General features: G+C 57.2%; 18 protein-coding genes. 8 read left to right on the top strand and 10 right to left on the bottom strand.

The annotated features are described in order from the left end of the window. Nucleotides 1-195 precede the first annotated feature (195 nt). The gene (locus ACA051_RS17800) at nucleotides 196-861 is read right to left on the bottom strand and encodes an FMN-dependent NADH-azoreductase (protein WP_497371170.1); all 666 of its coding nucleotides are present in this window, start codon (nucleotides 859-861) and stop codon (nucleotides 196-198) included. Nucleotides 862-966: 105 nt separating this feature from the next. Between ACA051_RS17800 and ACA051_RS17795 the strand changes: the two genes are divergently transcribed. Both ACA051_RS17795 and ACA051_RS17790 read left to right on the top strand, forming a co-directional pair. Beyond that, a complete protein-coding gene (locus ACA051_RS17795; protein ID WP_497303606.1) occupies nucleotides 967-1,821 on the top strand; it encodes a LysR substrate-binding domain-containing protein in 855 nt (284 codons plus the stop codon). Nucleotides 1,822-1,981: 160 nt separating this feature from the next. Beyond that, on the top strand, nucleotides 1,982-2,311 hold the full coding sequence (locus tag ACA051_RS17790) for a DHCW motif cupin fold protein (RefSeq protein WP_497303604.1): 330 nt from the start codon (nucleotides 1,982-1,984) through the stop codon (nucleotides 2,309-2,311). A gap of 171 nt (nucleotides 2,312-2,482) precedes the next feature. On the opposite strand, the gene ACA051_RS17785 is transcribed toward ACA051_RS17790, so the two are convergent. Beyond that, on the bottom strand, nucleotides 2,483-2,845 hold the full coding sequence (locus ACA051_RS17785) for a hypothetical protein (RefSeq protein ID WP_497371168.1): 363 nt from the start codon (nucleotides 2,843-2,845) through the stop codon (nucleotides 2,483-2,485). Between the two features lie 338 nt (nucleotides 2,846-3,183). After that, a complete protein-coding gene (locus ACA051_RS17780; protein ID WP_497371166.1) occupies nucleotides 3,184-3,669 on the bottom strand; it encodes a DUF6130 family protein in 486 nt (161 codons plus the stop codon). Between the two features lie 332 nt (nucleotides 3,670-4,001). Between ACA051_RS17780 and ACA051_RS17775 the strand changes: the two genes are divergently transcribed. Then, nucleotides 4,002-4,277, top strand: a complete 276-nt coding sequence (locus ACA051_RS17775; RefSeq protein ID WP_497371164.1) for a hypothetical protein — start codon at nucleotides 4,002-4,004, stop codon at nucleotides 4,275-4,277. A 62-nt stretch (nucleotides 4,278-4,339) separates the two neighbouring features. Here ACA051_RS17775 and ACA051_RS17770 read toward each other — a convergent pair whose 3' ends face one another. The 4 genes from ACA051_RS17770 to ACA051_RS17755 form a co-directional block, all read right to left on the bottom strand. Next, nucleotides 4,340-4,768: a hypothetical protein gene (locus ACA051_RS17770; protein ID WP_497371162.1), complete on the bottom strand. Its 429-nt coding sequence runs from the start codon at nucleotides 4,766-4,768 to the stop codon at nucleotides 4,340-4,342. A gap of 107 nt (nucleotides 4,769-4,875) precedes the next feature. Then, on the bottom strand, nucleotides 4,876-5,010 hold the full coding sequence (locus tag ACA051_RS17765) for a hypothetical protein (protein WP_497303581.1): 135 nt from the start codon (nucleotides 5,008-5,010) through the stop codon (nucleotides 4,876-4,878). 49 nt (nucleotides 5,011-5,059) lie between these two features. Next, the gene (locus ACA051_RS17760; RefSeq protein WP_497310616.1) at nucleotides 5,060-5,782 is read right to left on the bottom strand and encodes a nuclease-related domain-containing protein; all 723 of its coding nucleotides are present in this window, start codon (nucleotides 5,780-5,782) and stop codon (nucleotides 5,060-5,062) included. 171 nt (nucleotides 5,783-5,953) lie between these two features. Then, on the bottom strand, nucleotides 5,954-6,226 hold the full coding sequence (locus ACA051_RS17755; protein ID WP_042932149.1) for a hypothetical protein: 273 nt from the start codon (nucleotides 6,224-6,226) through the stop codon (nucleotides 5,954-5,956). Nucleotides 6,227-7,066: 840 nt separating this feature from the next. On the opposite strand from ACA051_RS17755, the gene ACA051_RS17750 reads away from it, so the two are divergent. Then, the gene (locus ACA051_RS17750; RefSeq protein ID WP_497371115.1) at nucleotides 7,067-8,497 is read left to right on the top strand and encodes an IS1182 family transposase; all 1,431 of its coding nucleotides are present in this window, start codon (nucleotides 7,067-7,069) and stop codon (nucleotides 8,495-8,497) included. A gap of 1,409 nt (nucleotides 8,498-9,906) precedes the next feature. Here ACA051_RS17750 and ACA051_RS17745 read toward each other — a convergent pair. Beyond that, entirely contained in the window at nucleotides 9,907-11,529 is a 1,623-nt protein-coding gene (locus ACA051_RS17745) for a DUF1254 domain-containing protein (RefSeq protein ID WP_497371160.1), read from the bottom strand. A 951-nt stretch (nucleotides 11,530-12,480) separates the two neighbouring features. On the opposite strand from ACA051_RS17745, the gene ACA051_RS17740 reads away from it, so the two are divergent. Beyond that, a complete protein-coding gene (locus ACA051_RS17740; protein WP_497303575.1) occupies nucleotides 12,481-13,275 on the top strand; it encodes a nitrilase-related carbon-nitrogen hydrolase in 795 nt (264 codons plus the stop codon). A gap of 334 nt (nucleotides 13,276-13,609) precedes the next feature. Beyond that, nucleotides 13,610-14,968, top strand: coding sequence for an MATE family efflux transporter (locus ACA051_RS17735; RefSeq protein WP_497371158.1), 1,359 nt, complete (start codon nucleotides 13,610-13,612; stop codon nucleotides 14,966-14,968). A 70-nt stretch (nucleotides 14,969-15,038) separates the two neighbouring features. Here ACA051_RS17735 and ACA051_RS17730 read toward each other — a convergent pair whose 3' ends face one another. Next, nucleotides 15,039-15,965 (bottom strand): universal stress protein, encoded by a 927-nt coding sequence (locus tag ACA051_RS17730; protein WP_497371156.1) that lies wholly within the window; start codon nucleotides 15,963-15,965, stop codon nucleotides 15,039-15,041. A gap of 275 nt (nucleotides 15,966-16,240) precedes the next feature. Here ACA051_RS17730 and ACA051_RS17725 point away from each other — a divergent pair, with 275 nt between their 5' ends. Continuing rightward, a complete protein-coding gene (locus ACA051_RS17725; protein WP_497371154.1) occupies nucleotides 16,241-17,506 on the top strand; it encodes an MgtC/SapB family protein in 1,266 nt (421 codons plus the stop codon). Between the two features lie 84 nt (nucleotides 17,507-17,590). Then, nucleotides 17,591-18,514, top strand: coding sequence for a universal stress protein (locus ACA051_RS17720; RefSeq protein WP_497371152.1), 924 nt, complete (start codon nucleotides 17,591-17,593; stop codon nucleotides 18,512-18,514). Between the two features lie 53 nt (nucleotides 18,515-18,567). On the opposite strand, the gene ACA051_RS17715 is transcribed toward ACA051_RS17720, so the two are convergent. After that, nucleotides 18,568-19,131: a GNAT family N-acetyltransferase gene (locus tag ACA051_RS17715; RefSeq protein WP_497303565.1), complete on the bottom strand. Its 564-nt coding sequence runs from the start codon at nucleotides 19,129-19,131 to the stop codon at nucleotides 18,568-18,570. Nucleotides 19,132-19,220: the final 89 nt, after the last annotated feature.

Raw genomic sequence — 19,220 nt, 5'->3', positions numbered from 1 at the left:
CAGTCAGCACCTGCCCTGGGCAGAATCGGAGCCTACTGAAATTTATCCGGCGCACCCTAAAGTGTGTGAACGACTGGCTTCGCCCATGAATGAAGCAGGCCAGAGGCCTTTGATCATTGGGCGATGCCATCACCTGCTTTGACCTCTGTAGATGAGCCGGGTTCGTCGGTAACCACCACAACACGGCGTGCGGCACTAACCCGGTAGTCTCGTTGGCTCGCTCAGCGACAAACTGTCTGCCAGGCGCATGGCCTGCTGAGTCGCGGCCTCACGCGCGCGCAGATCAACCTCTTCCCCCAGGATGGTTTTTTCCACAATCACCGAATGCACATCCGTGACGCCGATAAATCTCAGCCAGGCTTCCACGTAGGGCTTCTGGAAGTCGAAGCGCTCCGCTGGCGTGGTCGACTGCGCCGAAAAATCCAGGCCGCGGGCGTACATCACCACGGCGAGTTTGTTGTGCAGCATGCCTTCTAGACCGCGTTCCGGATCGACGCTGAACAGAATGTCCTTCTGCGATACCAGGTCGATGAAGTGCTTGAGTTTGTAGGGGATGCTGAAATTCCACAGCGGTACGGACATCACCAGTACATCCGCGCGGTGCAGGTGCGCAGCCAGTTCTTTCAACGTGTTCCAGGCCTCCTGTTGCGCCGTGTTCAACGGCGTGCCGCTGAGTCCGGCGTATTTGGCCTCCATCGCCAGATCATCAAATTCCGGCAGGGCCATGTTCCAGAGGTCGAGGGTAACGATTTCAGTGTCCGGGGTGTTTGCTTGATAACGCGCAATGAAGCTGCGGGCGACCTCAAGGGAAGCTGAACGGTGCTTGCGTGGAGAACATTGAATATGGAGAAGCGTCGTCATGGCACACCTTGAATGATGAGGGCAGGGCAGGTGAGGAGCATTGCAACATAGTTGTACTTGGAATATAAATCGTGAATACAAACGCGATTAATCACGAATAAAACTATGTTCGATACGTTGCTGCTCAAGACATTTGTCACGGTCGTCGATGAAGACGGCTTCAGCCGTGCCGCCCAGAAGCTGCACCTGACTCAGTCGGCGGTCAGTGGCCATGTGCGGCGGTTGGAAGAACAGATTGGTAAGCCTCTGTTGACGCGTACCACCCGTTCTCAGCAACTGACGGCCGATGGCGAGCGCCTGGTTGCTTATGCGCGCACGATCCTCGCGCTGAACCGTGATGCCTGGACAGACCTGACGCGCACCCCGTTTCATGGACGGCTGCGGATCGGAGTGTCCGAAGATTTTGTCGAGTCTCGATTGCTGCGCACTGTTCAGGATTTCGCGGCGCAGTACCCCGGGATGGAAATCGAGGTGCAGGTGAACATTCCCGGTTCGTTGCTGGCGCTGATGAAGCAAGGGCAACTGGACGTGGTCATCGGTTCGTTGTGCGAAACCAGCGAAGCGGGGTTGCTGCTGTGGCAAGAGCCGCTGGTGTGGGCGTGGTCGGCGCAACCCGTCACCCGCTTACCGACGCCGTTGCCGCTGGCCCTGTTCCCCGCGCCGTGCCCTTATCGCGAGGCCGCGCTGACGAGGCTGGCGCAGGCGGGCATCGCCCAGCGCACGGCAATGTTGTGCAGCAGCACGGCCGGGTTGCGGGCGGCGGCCCTGGCAGGCTTCGCGATAGCGCCTATGCCACTGAGTCAGTTGGGGCAGGGACTGGCGGTTCTTGGGGCTGAACAAGGGTTGCCGCAATTGCCGGATGCGCAATGTCGGCTGTTCGCCTCACCTGAAGCGGATCAGGCGATGGTGGCAGCGGTCACTCAGCTCATTGTGGCGTATTGCTCCACGCGCAGGGCTTGAGAGTCGTTGGCGTAGCGGCTTCCATTCGAGTCAGTGATTGCGAGCAGGCAATCTTGCTTGAATGGACGCCTGTATCTCATAAATGCGGGGCATCTGTGTCTATCGAGAATCCCACTGGAGCGGTACGGTCCACAGATCCTCTGTCATTGATGAGCCACCCATGGATCTAACGGATGTTCCCTTTGGTACGACCGACTGGTCGACTGTCGAACCTGTCCAGCACGCCGGACAGACGGGCACTGCCTATTGGCGAACCTGCCAGTTTGGTTCGACGCGTGTGCGGATGGTTGAATACAGTCCTGGCTATCTGGCCGATCACTGGTGCTGGAGAGGGCATATCCTGTTGTGCCTGGAAGGCGAGTTGCACACGGAACTGGAGGATGGTCGCCAGTTCACTCTTACGTCGGGGATGAGCTATCAGGTGGGCAGCAACGCTGAGGGGCATCGATCTTTCAGCACCACGGGTGCGAAGTTGTTTATCGTGGACTGACTCTGGGACTGGCCACTATCGACCTGAATCAGGTGCTCGCTGAAGGACGTTTGTGGCAGCGCTGTGCGGCCATACTGACCGTCCAGAGCTTGGCTGAGTAAACGGAACGCGTAAAAAAGCCCGGCTGATCAGGCCGGGCTTCTTGTTGGATGCCGCAGTAAAGCCATTCATTCAGGCAGCGCGGCTTTCTATCAGGCGGTCGGAACCACCTTCAGCGACGCGGTTTTCAATCAGGCGGTCGGAACCACCTTCAGCGACGCGGTTTTCGATCAGACGGTCGGAACCACCTTCAGCGACGCGGTTTTCAATCAGGCGGTCGGAACCACCTTCAGCGACGCGGTTTTCGATCAGACGGTCGGAGCCACCTTCGGCAACGCGGTTTTCGATCAAACGATCCGAACCACCCTCAGCCACACGATTTTCAATCAGACGATCCGAGCCGCCTTCAGCGACAACGGGGTGAGCAGAAGAAGCGGCGAAAGCGTTAACTGCAAAAACCGAGAAAGCGATGCTGAGAAGGAGTTGGCGTTGCATGATGGTGTGCTCCGGGGTGTAGTTGTTGGGTATGGAGGCGATGGTACGCCCCGGAGTTTTTAAGAGAACTTCATTGAGTTGATGGTGACTATCGATGGCGGCAATGGATGCGCCTCACGCCCGTGCCGCCGGCCGTCGAACAGTCCTCGTAGCTCGGTTTATCAAGAATAGCGAAGCGTGTACCGGTCTTCGGCCAGAGTTACTGGTGGTCATGAAGCCTCGCTTCAAGAGGTGAGAAAGTCCTGATGGTTGGCCTTGCTGCACTGCTCGGGAAACGAACTGATTCATTTTAGATAAGAGCGTGCGCCAAATGGTCAGTTCCCTGACTCCCACAACCGTTATGGTTTCACGGCGTGGCTATCGTCAACGCGAGGGGCGTCCGCTGGGTTCTTCTCCGGAACCACAAAACTCACCACCGTACTGGTCAGGATTTTATGACTCGGATCAGCCACTTCAAGAAGCACCTTGTGAGTGCCTGGCGTCAGCCCGACCAAAATAATCGGGTCTTCACTGGTGTGCGCCCATGTACCTTTCCAGTCGTCGACGGTCACGTGAAGGTGACCGAGCCGTGGTGATACTTCAACAGCCGTTTTGCCAAATACCGGCATGATCCGGGCGTGCTCAGTTCGATACTGAATAATGACAACTCCGCGGGCGAGCGGCGCGGCGAGCGGCGGGTAGGCAATGAGTGTTGGCCCTGTCTCAGACTCCAATGGGAGTATGGCCGGTGGGGAATTGGTGTCTGCTACACCTTGACCCCACGCGGCTACACAAAAGAAGGCGCTCAAAGCAAGGGCCGACAGATTTCCGAGAGCGAGGGGCATGGTGTTTTATCCCGCGTGATCTCATCCAAGGCTAGATCAAATCGAGCAGTTGTCTATGCCAAAGCTGCCACGCTCTGCACAAAACAGCCGAGTGGGGAGGGACAGAAAACGGGTGTTGAATACGAGCCTTTTAATGACTGTGATCGGCTAAAAATAGCCAGTGAATGGAGCGACGCAAAATGACAGCTAAGCTTCTTTCTACTGTCGGGCTTATTGAGCAGATTGGGCTTTGCGGCCATGGCGTATAACCGCCTTCAGCGGTCACCACGCCGTTACAACATCCTGCCCGATCTTGAGCGTTAGCCCTTCACAACAGCCTCGGAGGGGAGCCAATGAAACGTTTCGTCATGCTCATCGTGATCTCTTTGCTGACCACTGCTTGTCAGAGCACAAATGATAATGGCGTCACCCGACTAGACAATTGTGTCTGCTATAAATCGACCGAGGCACAACATTTGCCAGCATCGCAAATTGCATGGACAGACCCCGAAACGTTGCAAAAACAATTCTCACATTGCATTTGCCGAGCCTTGGTTGACCTGAAGAAGGTCGATGATCCCGCTAAATTTTTCGTGCCCGGAACCGAAATAAGAACGGAACTGAAATAAAACGAGATCGGAAAAGGCGATCACTAGAGGTGGCGTGCGAAGCAGTCCGCAACCGTCTGGGCTCAACGTCCATATTCAACGTAAGGCCCCAAGTAGAAACCTTGCGTATCCCAGTTGATTCGATAAATCACTTCTCTCCCTGGCTTGATCCTGGCCGCGACCGTTTTGATCGCGGCACCCGCACATAATCCAGACTCGGCGAGCCCGGCACCGAGATTCACTTCACCGGCAGGCAAAACGAACGATGCCTTTTGGCCGGGGCCTATCTTGGCTGCGCGCTGCCCATCAATGTAAAGCAGGGCGTCACATCCCGCACCGACAAACCCGTCATCACGGAGAATGGTCAGGCGTCCAGGATCTTTCGTGCCCTGGCTTTTAAACGCGTACATCTTGTCGGCCGGCACTGGCCGCGCTTCAGAAACCGGCATGGGTGAGGTTGCGCACCCGCCCAAGGCCAGCAAGAGAGCCCCCGTTGCGATAATCCTTCGCATAATTTTTCCCCTCCTGAAAAAGGGCGAATGTATCAGCGCGTCATGCTGCTTTGCTTCATGACGCCATTCGCCAAAAACGCTTTAAATAGATCTGTCACCTTTCATCTTCAAGGCTTCTTCGGCGGATAGTTACCGCGCAAACCCCCGGACTTGTTGCCGGTTATGCTGGGCAGGTTAGGCACGACCGGCCGGGACTTGGGCTGAGGGTTGGAGCGGCTACGGGGTTGAGGTTGCTTGCTCATTTTGCGCCTCCTGAATGCAGCCATTCGCGAAAGGGCCTACTCATTCAGCTTAGCTGCTTGGCGAAATGGGCTGCACCGTTCGGCACTTGGGGAAAGTGCTGCAGCCCCAAAACTGTTGACCGCTCCTCGGGCCACCGTTGTATGTCCGCACCACCAGCGCACTGCCGCAACGCGGGCATTGGCGCGAGGCTGATGGATCGTCGCGCTGCTTCAGGCGTTGCACATGCTCACGCCGGGTAGCGAGCGTCGGCGCCAGGCGATCTGCTTGCAAGGTCTGCAACATGGCTGCCACCTGCGCCTCGCTGAACACCGTTTGCTGGAAAGACTTGATGTAACCAACCCAGCCACTGCCTCGGGTGACATTAGCCGGCATCCTGGTCTTGAAAGTGCTTGGGCCGACAAACACGATGACCGAATGCACAAAGTCCGGGCCGATACCCAACGCCGCTTGCAGAGCCTTCAAGTGCTTGTAGTTCTGGCGGTTAGGGTTCTGGAAGGTGTTGCGCTTCTTGTAGATCTGCTGCGTCCACTGAGCCTGCTTCTCACCACCGAAGATCCAGCCTTTCATGTACTTGGTTTCCAGCACGAAAATGCCGAAGGGTGACACAAACACATGGTCGATCTGCGTGGTGCCGTCCGGGGTGATCAGCGTCACGTCATGCAGGCGATGGTAAACCTGACGATCCAATCTAAAGTGCGCATGCAAACGCACCAGACGTTCACCGAACCAGCCTTTGAACAGGCGCGTGTGCAGCAGCGTCCATACCAGCATCAGCGGTAGTAGCCATATCAGGATGTTGAGTAAAGGTTGCAGGATAACGGAGGCGTTCACTTGGCAGTCCTTTGCAGTGAGAGGAGGGGTGTTAAGTTGTCTGGTGCTACGTCCCAGTAAAACATTCCGGACCGCAAACAAAACGGGCGCCAGATAGGCGCCCTTTTTCATTTACTCCGCTGCCTGCGCCCGCAAGCGTCGGCCGATCACATCCATCAAGTCACAGCCATCGCGCAATGGGATGGCCAGCAATTTGGAGAAGTCCGTCAACACCACCGTGTCACAACCGAGCTCGGCGCGGAAGGCGATGTTTTCCAGCACCTGAGTGACGGTGCGGATGCGGTAGTCGGCCATGGCTTGAAGGACGTCGAGTGGAGCTTGGGTGTCGATGAGCAGGGAGGCCGGGATCAGGTCGATTCCGGTGAGAGGCATGTATCTTTCCATAGATGAAATCTCGTTTAGATTGTTGAGACTGCCAACAGATCGTCGCCAAACGAAGAGGGTGGCAGTTGTGCGCAGGTTGGCGAACCGGAAACGAGTAACCGGCAGACCCGAAGGTCTCCCGCGCACAACCGCCATAAAACTGCGGTTTTGCAGATGCGATGACGCCTGCAAATAAGCAGAACGCCCTCGCACTCGTATCTCGGGTCGCCAAACCCGATCGCCATTTTGGGCGACGGGCGGACTATAAGCTTGAACGGGGCGACGGGCAAGGTTAGGGATTCTGAGGTTTTCGTAGGAGATTTATAGCAGTCCTAGGACCGTTACATCCCTTCCGTGAGCGACTGCTATCGGCCCAGAGTGTGTCAAAACCCTTGTTAGTGGCTTCCACTCTAGTGTTTTTTCCTACTCAGCCCAGGTCAGACATCAGTTGCTCAGATTCAGTATAAGATTCCGGAAATCAGCAGGTACGCCGACAACGTGGGCTAGAGGCTAGAAATCTGGGGGTTGGATGATTGCAAGCAACGTTTCATATCTTTGTCCGGTTTGTGGATACCCCGGGCTTGAAGAGCCTCCATACGATGAGGTTGACTGCTCTTCGTTTGGCATGTGCCCGTCCTGCGGTACGCAGTTTGGCTATGATGACGCAACATCTGCTCATGCTGATTTGCGGAAATTATGGATCTCTAAAGGAATGCTTTGGTGGAGCAAAGCTCAAGCGTCGCCGAGTGGTTGGGACCCGGTAAGGCAACTACAGGCGGTTGAAAAACGCATCAATATCTGAACAGAGCACCGCTCTTAGCCCTGCTATGATTTCTGAGGATTTCATCGCAGGGATCGCCCATGAAGCGCTTTATCCAAGGTGAACATCGAGGCCAAGAAACCTTCCTTCCCGCGAGCCTCGACGATTACGTCACGGATGCCAATCCGGTGCGCGTAGTCGACATCTTTGTCGACGAACTGGACCTGGTCAAACTAGGTTTCGAGGGCGCCTTACCTGCTGATACAGGCCGGCCGGCTTACCATCCCTCGGTCCTGCTAAAGATCTACATCTACGGCTATCTGAACCGCATTCCATCGAGCCGGCGTCTTGAACGAGAAGCCCAACGCAACGTCGAGCTGATGTGGCTGACCGGGCGTTTGATGCCCGATTTCAAGACCATCGCCAACTTCCGAAAAGACAACAGCAAGGCCATCCGAGGTGTCTGCCGCCAGTTCGTGGTGCTCTGTCAGCAGCTAGGACTGTTCGAAGAAAATCTGGTCGCCATCGACGGCAGTAAATTCAAGGCCGTCAATAACCGCGACCGCAATTTCACCAGCGCCAAGCTGAAACGGCGGATGGAAGAAATTGAATCAAGTATCAGTCGGTACCTGACTACGCTCGACGAAACCGATCGGCAAGAACCCTCGGTCGCTCAGCCCAAGGCTGCTCGTCTGCAAGAGAAAATCGACAAGCTCAAAGCTCAGATGAAAGAGTTGCAGGTCATTGAAACTCAGCTCAACGAATCACCGGATAAACAGCTCTCACTGACCGATCCAGACGCCCGTTCCATGATGACGCGCGGCACTGGAATCGTCGGTTACAACGTGCAGACAGCAGTCGATACCCAGCACCATTTGATCGTTGCGCATGAGGTGACCAACGTCGGTTCCGACCGCGATCTACTCAGCTCGATGGCCAAGCAGGCCCGCGAGGCGATGGCGTCAGATACGTTGTCGGTAGTGGCTGACCGAGGTTACTTCAAAAGCGAACAAATCCTAGCTTGTCACGATGCAGGCATCACCGCCTATGTGCCCAAGCCGATGACCTCTGGAGCCAAGGCTGACGGGCGTTTCAATAACGATGCCTTCATCTATGACGCGGCAAAAAACGAATACATTTGTCCCGCTGGAGAGGCGTTGATCTGGCGCTTTTCCAGCGTTGAAAAAGGCCTGAAGTTGCACCGTTACTGGAGTTCTAATTGCCAGGGATGCGCGCTGAAATCGAAGTGCACACCGAGCAAGCATCGGCGAGTTCGGCGATGGGAGCATGAAGCCGTATTGGAGGAAATGCAGAACAGGCTGAGCAACGCGCCGGACATGATGCGAGTCCGCAAGCGTACGGTCGAGCATCCCTTCGGGACACTCAAACAATGGATGGGCGCCACACATTTCCTGACACGAAAGCTGAACGGAGTAAGTGCGGAGATGAGCTTGAACGTCCTCGCCTACAACTTGAAACGAGTCATGAAAATTCTCGGTACCAGCGGTTTAATGAAGGCGCTGTCGGCCTGAAGAGGTCTGTATTTTGGCCACCCAGCAAGGTAGAAGCGGCGCTAGGGGCTCCCAGACCCTCGTGATGATCCGCAGGACTTGTTGTGAGCAATTACTCAGCTAACAACCGTCAGCGCTGCGCGCCGACAGTGCATCGGCGCGTTTTTACACACTCTGGGCCAGAAGCGGACGCTCGTTCAGTTAATTCCAAACACCCATCGATAGTGCGCCGCAGTACATAGCGGTGGTGCACACGATAACTTGGGCAATCATGAAACCGAAGCCGGCTCCCAGAAACGCAAAGCCCGCGACAATCCATGGCAAGCTCGTATTTACACGGAACCTCAACAACCAAGCCGAAACACTTGTGCCGACGACCATCCCCGGGACAGAAAATAAATGACCCAACCCAACGAGACCGCCATCACGACCCGAGCTGGATACGATCGCCATGTAGACTAGAAGAGTGACAACCGCTGCGGCTGTCGTTCCAGTTAGAAACAGGGCCCGAGAACGTAGAATCAATCCTGGTAGCAACATTACCACTGGCACTCCAATGAGATACCAGAAGCCTAAGTAAAGCGTGTTGCCACCACTGGATGCGTAAACGAGAACGAGAGTGATCAAAACCATTGAACAGACTAGATCATCCCTAAATCCCATTTTCATTCCCTTGCCTCGCTTTCAGCGTCGTTATTGTTGAAATAGATTAGCTGACGTCGAGGTCTTCGTTCCGTTGCCCGCTATGGGTCTATGACGCCTGTCGCCACCGGCAGCAATGGGTGGAGAGCTGCCAGGCTTTTGCCTTCTTGGGTCACTCAGTCAGAATCGAACCTACTGAAAGCAGATATTTCCATGCCTTGTCGCTGGTAATTTTATTTGGCTCAAGCACACACAACGAGCTCCACAATGGAGGTAACCCTGCCGCCTCCATGTAAGTAGAAAAATCAATGAAGGCGTCCCTGCCTACGGCATCAACACTGAACCAAGTCGCATCGCACTCGGGGCAAAGGTGCAAAATTTCGTCTGTTGCCCGCACTTGAACTTTGATAATCTCGTCTTGCTCACATCTTGGACAAGTCATTGTTTTATCTCATGAAATATGTGGAACATATCATTACGTCCCCGTTTGGTTTTTCACATTATTCTGCTTTGGGGCGAGCATCTGCTTTTAGCCGTTTTCCGCCTGTCGTGACGGGCCGAAATCGACCCAATGCAGCCGTTCGTATGAAACTGAAGTCACTCAAATGGCCTGTCAGTTTCAACTAACAAGATTGCAAGCTTATCTACCCATCAGCATGGATACGGACAACAGGGGCCGACAGTAGTGTTAGCGTTGTTTGGATTCGCAGCATTTTCCTACCCGTTCGGCAAGAACCAAAATCGCGGTCAGCACCGTCCCGAGCGAATGTGCTGACCGTGACTCCGTCTTATCGAACCAGTTCGATCTCACTCGGCCGCCACGCTTTCGTGAAGAACGATTCAAGTGGGCTGTAGAGGCGCAGAATCGTAAACCAGCCCTTGTCTGGCGTGGTCTGAATCCAGTTACCCGCCTTGGCATCAGCGGGTTTTGAGGGGCCGAAGTAGATGGTCGTGGACCCGTCCGCATTCTCGACGGCGGCCGGTGAAGGGTAGGTCTGACTACCGGCGCGCGGGTAGCGCTGCGGCGTCTGGAGCATCGACCGCGACTGGTTGTCGTAGACGGTGAACGACCAGAATTTGGCCGCTGGAATTTTCGGCGGCAAGGTCACTTTGTAGGTCTTGCCGCCATCGAAGGGATTCTTTTGCGCATCGGTGAAGCCCATGAGGTACTGCGAGCCTACATTGGGCAGGCGCATGATCATACCCGGCGAATCCATGGTGTAGCCGTAATAAAAGGCCGTGCGCGAATCGAGCGTTCGCGCACCGGTAGGGGGTAATGGCTTGAACAAGCCTTCCTTGGTGATCATGGGCGGCGGTGTCTCAAAGTTGAAACCTCCCTGCCATAGCATGCTGGCCCACATCGAATTCGGGTAGTAAGCCCAGCCGGGGTATTCGGCGCCACGAAAGTTCAGTGATCGTCCCGCTGCATTGCCCACGGCCGCCGCGTCGGTGAGGATCTTCTTCATCCGCTCGTCCGGAGCAAAGGGCTTGCCCTTGACGATCCCGATGGCCGCCAGTTGGCCAAGGAGTTCCGGGTCGAACGAGGTGGCGGGTTCCAGCTGCACAAGTTTGTCGAGCATCTCGTAATAGGCAAAGTCATTAGGGGGAATGGTGTTGAAAGACTTGCCGCTGCCCTCCACGAATTTTGTCGGCGGTATCGGCGGATTGGGCTCCAGCCTGATCTGGCCGGCGAGCGCCGTGGCGATGCTGGTGCCGTAGCCGCCGGGTGTGTAAGGATAAATCTTCAGCTTGTCTTTGATCAGGTCGACAGCGGGTTTCGGATCATTGTTCTCCATGAAGGCGCGAACGGCATAGAGCACATGATTGGTTTTCGCTCGGCCTACGAAGAAGCCACTGTCTGGCAGCGGACCATCATAGTCAGGCGGCACGACCAGGTACTTTCCTCCTTCGCCCCGATCCGGGCCGGGCGCGCCGATGTCGATGATCCAGCCGAACCACATGTCATTGAGCGTGCCGAGTGATTTGGGTGGCACCTCAACCACCAACGGTCCTTTCGTCAAGTCGAGAACCGAGAGCGTATAGATGGTGTCGGCGTTGGCGGTGAGAAAGAGTGAGTTCGAGTCCATCAGGTCGGAGAAGATGATCACCGTATTGTCTTCAGCCCCAATGCTGTGGAAGCCCTCGCGAATCGCATAGGCTGAGGCGCCTGAAAAACTGTTCATGAACGCGTCGATGCCGCGAGTGAACGCCAAGGTGTCGTAGACGTCTTGTGTGGTTTCCACGCTCGGCGCGCCGTCCTTGAACTCCAACGAGCCGATACGGGTTTCGATGCGATCTGGCGTAGTGATCCCCGGGGGGATTACGGTTGCCGTCTGCGCCGCGCTTATCACAGGCAAAGCTAGCGCCACAAAAGCCGTCAGTACGGCGATTGGTTTGAGAATGTGCTCCATGGCGTTCTCCTGGGGGGCTGCCTAATGCATTGGCTACTCAAACTGAGAGCGTGAATGGTGCAAGGGGATTCTCAAGAGTTCGGGAAACTACATACCCACCTCCCTGCTCATCTCCAAGGTGTGGTGACACTGGTACACCCGGATGCCCCTTTACAGATAATGCGCACAGTTGATGTAGTAGCTCGAAATGCTCGATCAGTTCTTCCTGCAGAACCAAGCATAGGTGCACATTTGCCATCGCTCCAACCGTCGACTGCTTTTGGCCCAGAGTGTGTAAAAACGCTTCGCCAAATTTGAAGTGTGCGCGTCTACGTTAAATCTGAAATTTATCGGCACGTCAGCAGATGTGGATTTCGCGTAGAAGCGCGATTTTCAGTCCGGTTTTGAGTACCTGTCGCGCTCAAAAACGTTTTTACACAGCCTCGGCCGAAAGCGGAATGTCAGCAAACATTAGAATTCCCATCGTTAGGGTTGCTGGCGCCCAGCTTGAATCTCCACTGCTGGATGGCCGTTTTTGACCCAAAGCTACCAATCATTTGTATCTACAGAGTCCGCCGCAATTCACTGTCAATGAAGCACCTCCTCGTCCAAGTAGTTGCTGAGGCACTCGATAAAAGCCTGGTGCTTGCGTGTATGGCGCTGTGGACTGGATAGATTACATGGACTTTCGATCCGAATTGGTCCGGCTCCGGGATTAGGTCGGGTAGCACTTGCATCAGTTCACCGCGCCTGAGGTAGGGAGCTACGCTCCACTGCGGACAGAACTGCAAACCCTTGCCGGCCAAGAGCGCGAAGAGCAGGAAGTCGTAATTGACGCTCGCCAACCGAGGTGTTGGCTGCGATATGCGCTGGCGCTCTGCCTGACATCCGGTAAGGGTATAGTTCAACTTGACGCCGCCCAAGGGAAGATAAGCCCGGGCCCATAAAATCTCCATAATGATTGGACACTTCATGCTGACCGCTTTTTTGCAGTATCCCGTTTCATTTGGCGACCCAGCAGCAAATTTCAATAAAATTCGCGATGCCGTTGACTCGGCACAATTTGATCTCTTGGTAATGCCCGAACTTTGCACCATCGGTTATTTTCACGACTCGCGTGAGGCATTGTTTCTTCATGCTGAATCGGCGCTCGATGGGCCAACGGCGCAGTTCTTACTGCAACTGTCGGCAGACAAGAATGCAACGCTAATTGCGGGCATCGCCGAGCGTGACGGCGATCAAATCTACAACACGGCGATTGTCGTATCGCGAGGGCGCTGGCTGGGAAAGCAACGCAAGTGCCACCTGTCACGAATAGAAAAGCTCCTCTTCACCTCTGGCGATTCATTAGCGTGTTTCGATGACGGAATCTGCCGTTTCGGCGTTCTTACCTGTTTCGACCTCTGGATGCCAGAAGCCGCGCGGTTGCTGGTGCGCCAAGGTGCGCAGTTACTGTGTTGTCCAGCCAACTATGGTGGGCCTTGGACAACCCAGCTTGCGCGCATTCGCGCAATGGAAAACGCCACTCCGCTTATCTGTGCCAATCGTACTGGTGTGGAAATGTATGCAGGCGCAGAGGCGACATTCAGAGGTGAAAGCCAAATTGTCGGGCCTATGGGAGAGGTTTGGACATCCGCCACAGAAGAGACCTCGCTTGGCTTGTCGATAATCGACCCAGCAGCGCACGTTCTCAAGGCGAATCCTATGTGCGATGACTTGATGGAAGAGGCAAGTCGCTATGCTTTATCAGGCCCACACCAAAAATGAACAAGCCACGTCTGGCGGCAAAGCCAGCAACCTGAAAAAGACGACTTAAACGGCGGATCGGAAGATGCCGTTGAAGCGGATGAGGGTATGAGGGTATGAGGGTATGAGAGTATGAAGCTGCACCTGAGCGCGAGACAAGGCTACCAATCGATCCAACCGTGCAGTCGTCGGTGTCGTAGGCAGTTGCTGTGTTGAAAGCCGTTCGTGAACGGCCCCTTCTGGCCGAGCGCGGACATTTACTCACGCTGTCCAAATCCGCGAAATCGAACAGGTGACGCCCAGTCCCCTAGCGTAGAATTTCCAAACGCGAGCCCACACCCGAGACGGATCCTCAATGCAAACCCCCACCACCCAACACCCCCTCTGGAAAACCTACCTCCTTTTCCTAGCCCCCATGGTCCTCTCCAATTTCCTCCAATCCATGTCGGGCACCATCAACAGCATCTACATCGGCCAAATGCTCGGCACCCAAGCCCTGGCTGCCGTCTCCGGCATGTTCCCCATCGTTTTCTTCTTCATCGCCCTGGTCATCGGCCTCGGCGCGGGTGCGGGCGTACTCATCGGCCAAGCGTGGGGCGCACGCGAGCCGCATTTGGTGAAAACCATCGCCGGCACCACGCTGCTGTTAGGCGCAATGATCGGTCTTACAGCGGCGGTGCTAGGCAGTGTCTTCGCACGGCCAGCCCTCCAAGGCCTCGGCACACCGGCCGACGTTATTGACGATGCGGTGTCTTACGCCCACGTGATGATGTGGATCATGCCGTCGCTGCTGGTCTACGTGCTGTTCACTCAACTGCTGCGCGGGGTCAGCGATACGGTGTCGCCGTTGATTGCGTTGGTGGTGTCGACGTGTATCGGCTTGGCGCTGACGCCGGCGTTGATTCGGGGGTGGTTAGGGTTGCCGATGATGGGGATTCAGAGTGCGGCGTATGCGGGGTTGGCGGGTAATTTGTCGGCGATGGGGTGGTTGGCGTGGCGGTTGATTCGCAAGGGGCATCCGTTGGCGCCGGACCGGGAGATGTTTGCGGCGATGCGTCTGGACCTGGTGATTCTCGGCAAGGTGTTGCGCATCGGTTTGCCGACCGGGTTGCAGATGGTGGTGTTGTCGGTGTCGGAGTTGGTGATTCTGGCGCTGGTGAATCAGCACGGTTCGCAAGCGACGGCGGCGTATGGGGCGGTGACGCAGATCGTCAATTACGTGCAGTTTCCGGCGTTGTCGATTGCGATCACCGCATCGATCCTTGGCGCTCAGGCGATCGGGGCAGGGCGGCTTGAGCGCATGGGGCCGATTTTGCGCACGGGGCTGTTGATCAATGTGTGCCTGACCGGTGGCCTGGTGGTGTTGGGTTATCTGCTGTCGCACTGGTTGCTGGGGTTGTTCCTCACCGAGGATTCCACCCGGGCGATGGCGGAGCATTTGTTGCACATCATGCTCTGGAGTCTGTTGGTGTTTGGCTTCCAGGCGATTGTCGGCGGCATCATGCGCGCCAGTGGTTCGGTGCTGGTGCCGATGACGATTTCGATTTTCTGCGTGGTCGGCGTGCAGTTGCCGGTGGCGTATGTGCTGGACGGGCAGTTTGGGTTGCAGGGTGTGTGGATGGCCTTTCCGGTGGCGTACCTTGGGATGCTGGTGTTGCAGACGGCGTATTACAAAAAGGTCTGGAAGCATCAGGCGATTGAGCGGTTGGTGTAGCGCCGCGACGTAAAAAAAGGGCTGCCGTGCGAACGGCGGCCCATTTTTTTGCAGGGTGCGCGGTCGTTGCTTATTCCTCGATGACTTCCGGCGACACCACCCACACGCTGCAGGGCATTTTGTACAGCAGGTGTTCCACCGTGCTGCCGATCAGCCGGCCGAGGCCGTGGTGGCCAACCCGGCCCATGACGATCACGTCGACGTTGTAGGCATCGGCGTAACTGGCCAGGACTTTGGCCGGGTTGCCCATCACCATGTGCCGTTGTTCCGGCGGAATGCCGTTGCGATCGGCCAGCGCGTTGAAGGCTTCGCCCTGCGCGTCGTACAGGGTTTTGGCGTTGGTCGAGGAGAAGAATTTGGAGGCGTCGCCGAAGCCGAATTCATCGGCGCCGATGGACGACAGGTCATAGGCGTACACCACGTCGACCTGGGCGTTGCAGGCCGTGCCCAGCTTCACCGCTTCATGCAGGATGCGGTCATTGAAGCCTTCGTATTGGCCATCGCGATGGAACGGGTCGACCGCCGCGACGATCCGGCGCGGCAAGGCGTGTTGCACGTTGCTGACAAAATGCAGCGGCACCGGGCATTCGCGTAGCAGGTGGATGTCCAGCGGCGTGAACAACATCCGCGACAGCAGCGATTCGTGTTCAAGCGCCTTGATCACCAGGGTCATCGGCTGCTCTTTGAGGTGGATCAGGATTTCCTGCAACGGCCGTTCGACCCAGACCACTTCGGTAGTGACGGTCACGCCGATCTTGCGCAAAGGGCGGGCCTGTTCTTCCAGCCACTGGCGATGGCGCTCGACGTACCCGAGGCGCATCTGCTCCAGGGCGTCCCGGTTGACCAGGCTGGCGGTGGCCAGGCCTTCCAGGAAGTCGAACGCGACGATGTGCAGCGCCGCGTCTTCTGCCTTGGCCAGCGCGGCGGCCCGGTCGAAGGCGGGGCTGTTTTCCATCAGGGGCGAGGCGATGAGCATGAAGCGTGATTGTTCGGTCATGACAATTCTCCCTTGGGTCTTCACTCAGACGCTGGCCTGAAGTGGCCGCGAGGGTTGGCTGGAGCGTTTACCTGAGGCCCATATTGACGGTGGCCGGGAATGGGCCGCTTGATCTTTGTCAAACCTGCGCGTGTCAGCGCGAGGGCGCCCGACGTTTAGTTGCCTGGGCCATACTCAAAGAGGTTGATCATGATCAACCTGGGCATGAACGATTTGGCGCATGCTGGCGTGAACTGCACGCAGGCGTCCCCCGGCTTATCCGGATTGAGAGTCCAATGAATGAAACCCTTGGCGGCATGGCCGGCGCGGCGGCTGCGCTGGGGATCGGCATGCTCATCGGTCTTGAACGCGAACGGCACAAGGGGCGAGGGGACAGCCGTGCCTGTGCCGGTTTGCGCACGTTCGCGATTACCGCGTTGCTGGGGTATGGCGCGATGCAAGTGGGCGGTGGCCTGCTGTTGGGGATCATGGCGACCTGTGTGGCGCTGCTGGTCACCGTGGCGTACTGGCGCAGCCTGAGCGATGACCCGGGTGTGACCAGCGAAGTGGCCTTGCTCACGGTGTTGGTACTGGGCGCGTTGTGCGTCACTGCGCCGGAGCTGGCCATTGCCATCGGCGTGGTGATGGCGGGGTTGCTGGCGTATCGGCAGAAGTTGCACCACTTTGCGCGCAGTCAATTGACCGAAGCGGAATTGCGCGACGGGCTGGTGCTGCTGGTGGCTGCGCTGGTGGTATTGCCGTTGGCGCCGGACCGCTTCATCGGTCCCTATTCGGCGATCAATCTGCGGACCATTTGCACCTTGACCGTGCTGCTGATGGCGATCGGCGCGGTAGGGCATATTGCCGTGCGTACGTTGGGCAGCCGTTACGGCTATGCGATCAGTGCCATCGCCTCCGGTTTTGCGTCCAGTACCGTGACCATCGCTACGATGGGGCACCTGGTCAGCAAGGAGCCCGGCAACATCAAGACCCTCAGCGCGGCGGCGATATTGTCCAATCTGGCCACCTTCACGCAGGTCGGCCTGATCCTGGGGGCGGTTGACCCCGATCTGCTGCGTCACCTGTGGGGGCCGCTGTTGTGCGGGCTCGCCGCCACCGCGCTCTATGGCCTGAGCCTGATGTTTCACAAGCCGGCGACCGGCGCCAGTCAGCCGATCAAGGTCGGTGGGGCCTTCAACCTCAAGTTGGCCGTGGTCGTCACGTTGACCTTGACCGGTATTACGTTCCTGTCGTCGATGATGCTCAGCTACTTCGGCGAAGTGGGGGTGATGCTGACGGCCGCCTTCACCGGTTTCGCCGATGCGCATGCCTCGACGGCCTCGATTGCGGCCCTAGCCAAGTCCGGGTTGTTGCCGTTTGATGCCATTTCCGCGCCTGTGCTGCTCGCGGTCAGCAGCAATTCCCTGAGCAAATGCGTGGTGGCCTGGGTCAGCGGCGGGCGCCGGTTCGCCGCGTATGTGGTGCCCGGCCAAGTGTTGCTGACGCTGGCGATGTGGGCGGGCCTCTTGGTGCACTTAGTGCGCGTCTCGCCCGGTAGCTGACAAAGATCAAGTCGCCGGAACCCGGAACGCTCACTCTGAACGTCTGTTCACTCCCATCCCGATGGCCACGTGCCGAGGTGCCCCATGTCGCAGATTCAGCGTTTATTGTTAATCGCTCCCCAAGCCATGACCCGCACGCCGGCCTTCGACCGTGCCGCCGCGTTGGCGCTGGCCATGCAAATGCCGTTGCACATCGTCGCCTTTGATTATTTGCAGGCCCTGGCGGTGGCGGGGTTGTTTGCTCCAGAACAGATCAGCCTGGCTCGGGACGGGTATTTGCAAACCCATCGGCAATGGCTCGCCGAGCAAGCCGCGCTGATGAGCAAGCACGGCGTCGAGGTCACCAGCGAGGTGGTCTGGGTGCAGCATCCGTATGAGGAGATCCTGCATTTCGTCAACGAGATGCCCTTGGCGCTGATCATCAAGGATGCGCAGGAAGAGTCAGCCTTGAAGCGCGTGTTTTTCACGCCGCTGGACTGGCAGTTATTGCGCGATTGCCCGGTGCCGGTGCACCTGGTGACCAGCGCCCTCAACCCCAAGCCGCGCAACGTGCTGGGCATCATCGATGTGTTGCGCAGCGAAGACCAGGACCACGTGTTCAACGACCAGATTATCGACGCCGCGGCGAAGCTGGCCACCGTGTGTGGTGCAACGCTTGAGCTGGTGCATGCGTATGACTGGACGGCCGTGTATGCCCAGGACATTGGCTTCGGCGCGCTGCCATTGGCCGTCGGGATTTATGAAACCCTGGGCACGGTCCAGCACGAAGCGTTTGCGGCAATGGCTGAGCGCCACGGCGTACCACCGCAAAATCGCCACTTCATCGAGGGCGCGCCGCTGACGAGCATTTGTGATTTTGCCGCCGAGCACCACACCGATGTCATCGTGATGGGGACGGTGCAGCACAAGGGGCTGAACAAGCTGTTGGGCACCACGGCCGAGCAACTGCTGCATCGGGCGCCTTGCAGTGTATTGGCGATCAAACCGGGCCGGGTTTTACAATCCTGAAGGCTGGATCGCCCCGCGATGAGCCGTTGGCCGGCACATCGCGGGGCGATTTTTTACAGGTAGAGACGGTGAATGACCTGACGAGTGTCATCGGGATCATTGTGCGTCTCGAAACCGAGCACTTTGGCCAGGTCGCGCATCGGCGCATTGCTGGAGGCATCCACCGAATACATCTGGCGGAAACCGTTCTTGCGTGCGGCCTTGATCAAATGCTCCATCAACAAGGAGCCCAGGCCCAGGTGCGTCCATTCATCGGCGACTGTCACGGCGCATTCACATACATGTTCGCCCGTGGCGGCGTAGCGGCTGACACCGATCTCGATCAGTTGGCCGTTTTCGTGGACCAGCGCAATGTAGGCCGTGCGCTGTTTGTTGTCGGTGTCCATCAGTTGGTCGAGCAAGGCGGTGCCGGGCTCGTTGATCTGGGCGAGGAAGCGCATGTGCCGGGACTCGGGGGATAAGCGCTTGATAAAGGCGAGTTCACGCTCGCGGTCTTTTTCCGCCAGCGGCCGGATCAGCACATGACGCCCGTCCTTGAGTGCTTCGATCCAGTATTTGCCGGTGACAGCGGCGTAGGCGGCAGCGGCTCGGTCATTGTGGTCTTTGACAGTCAGCATGGTGTGTTCCTCCATCCGGTTTGAAAGGTGGGCGCACGGTGACGAGCCGTTCGGTTACTTCCTTTCTACGCCGTTGGCGGCGCTGGAAT

It is taken from the genome of Pseudomonas sp. LBUM1669 (genome assembly GCF_059695705.1).
This window is presented reverse-complemented; position numbering and strand designations above follow the sequence as displayed.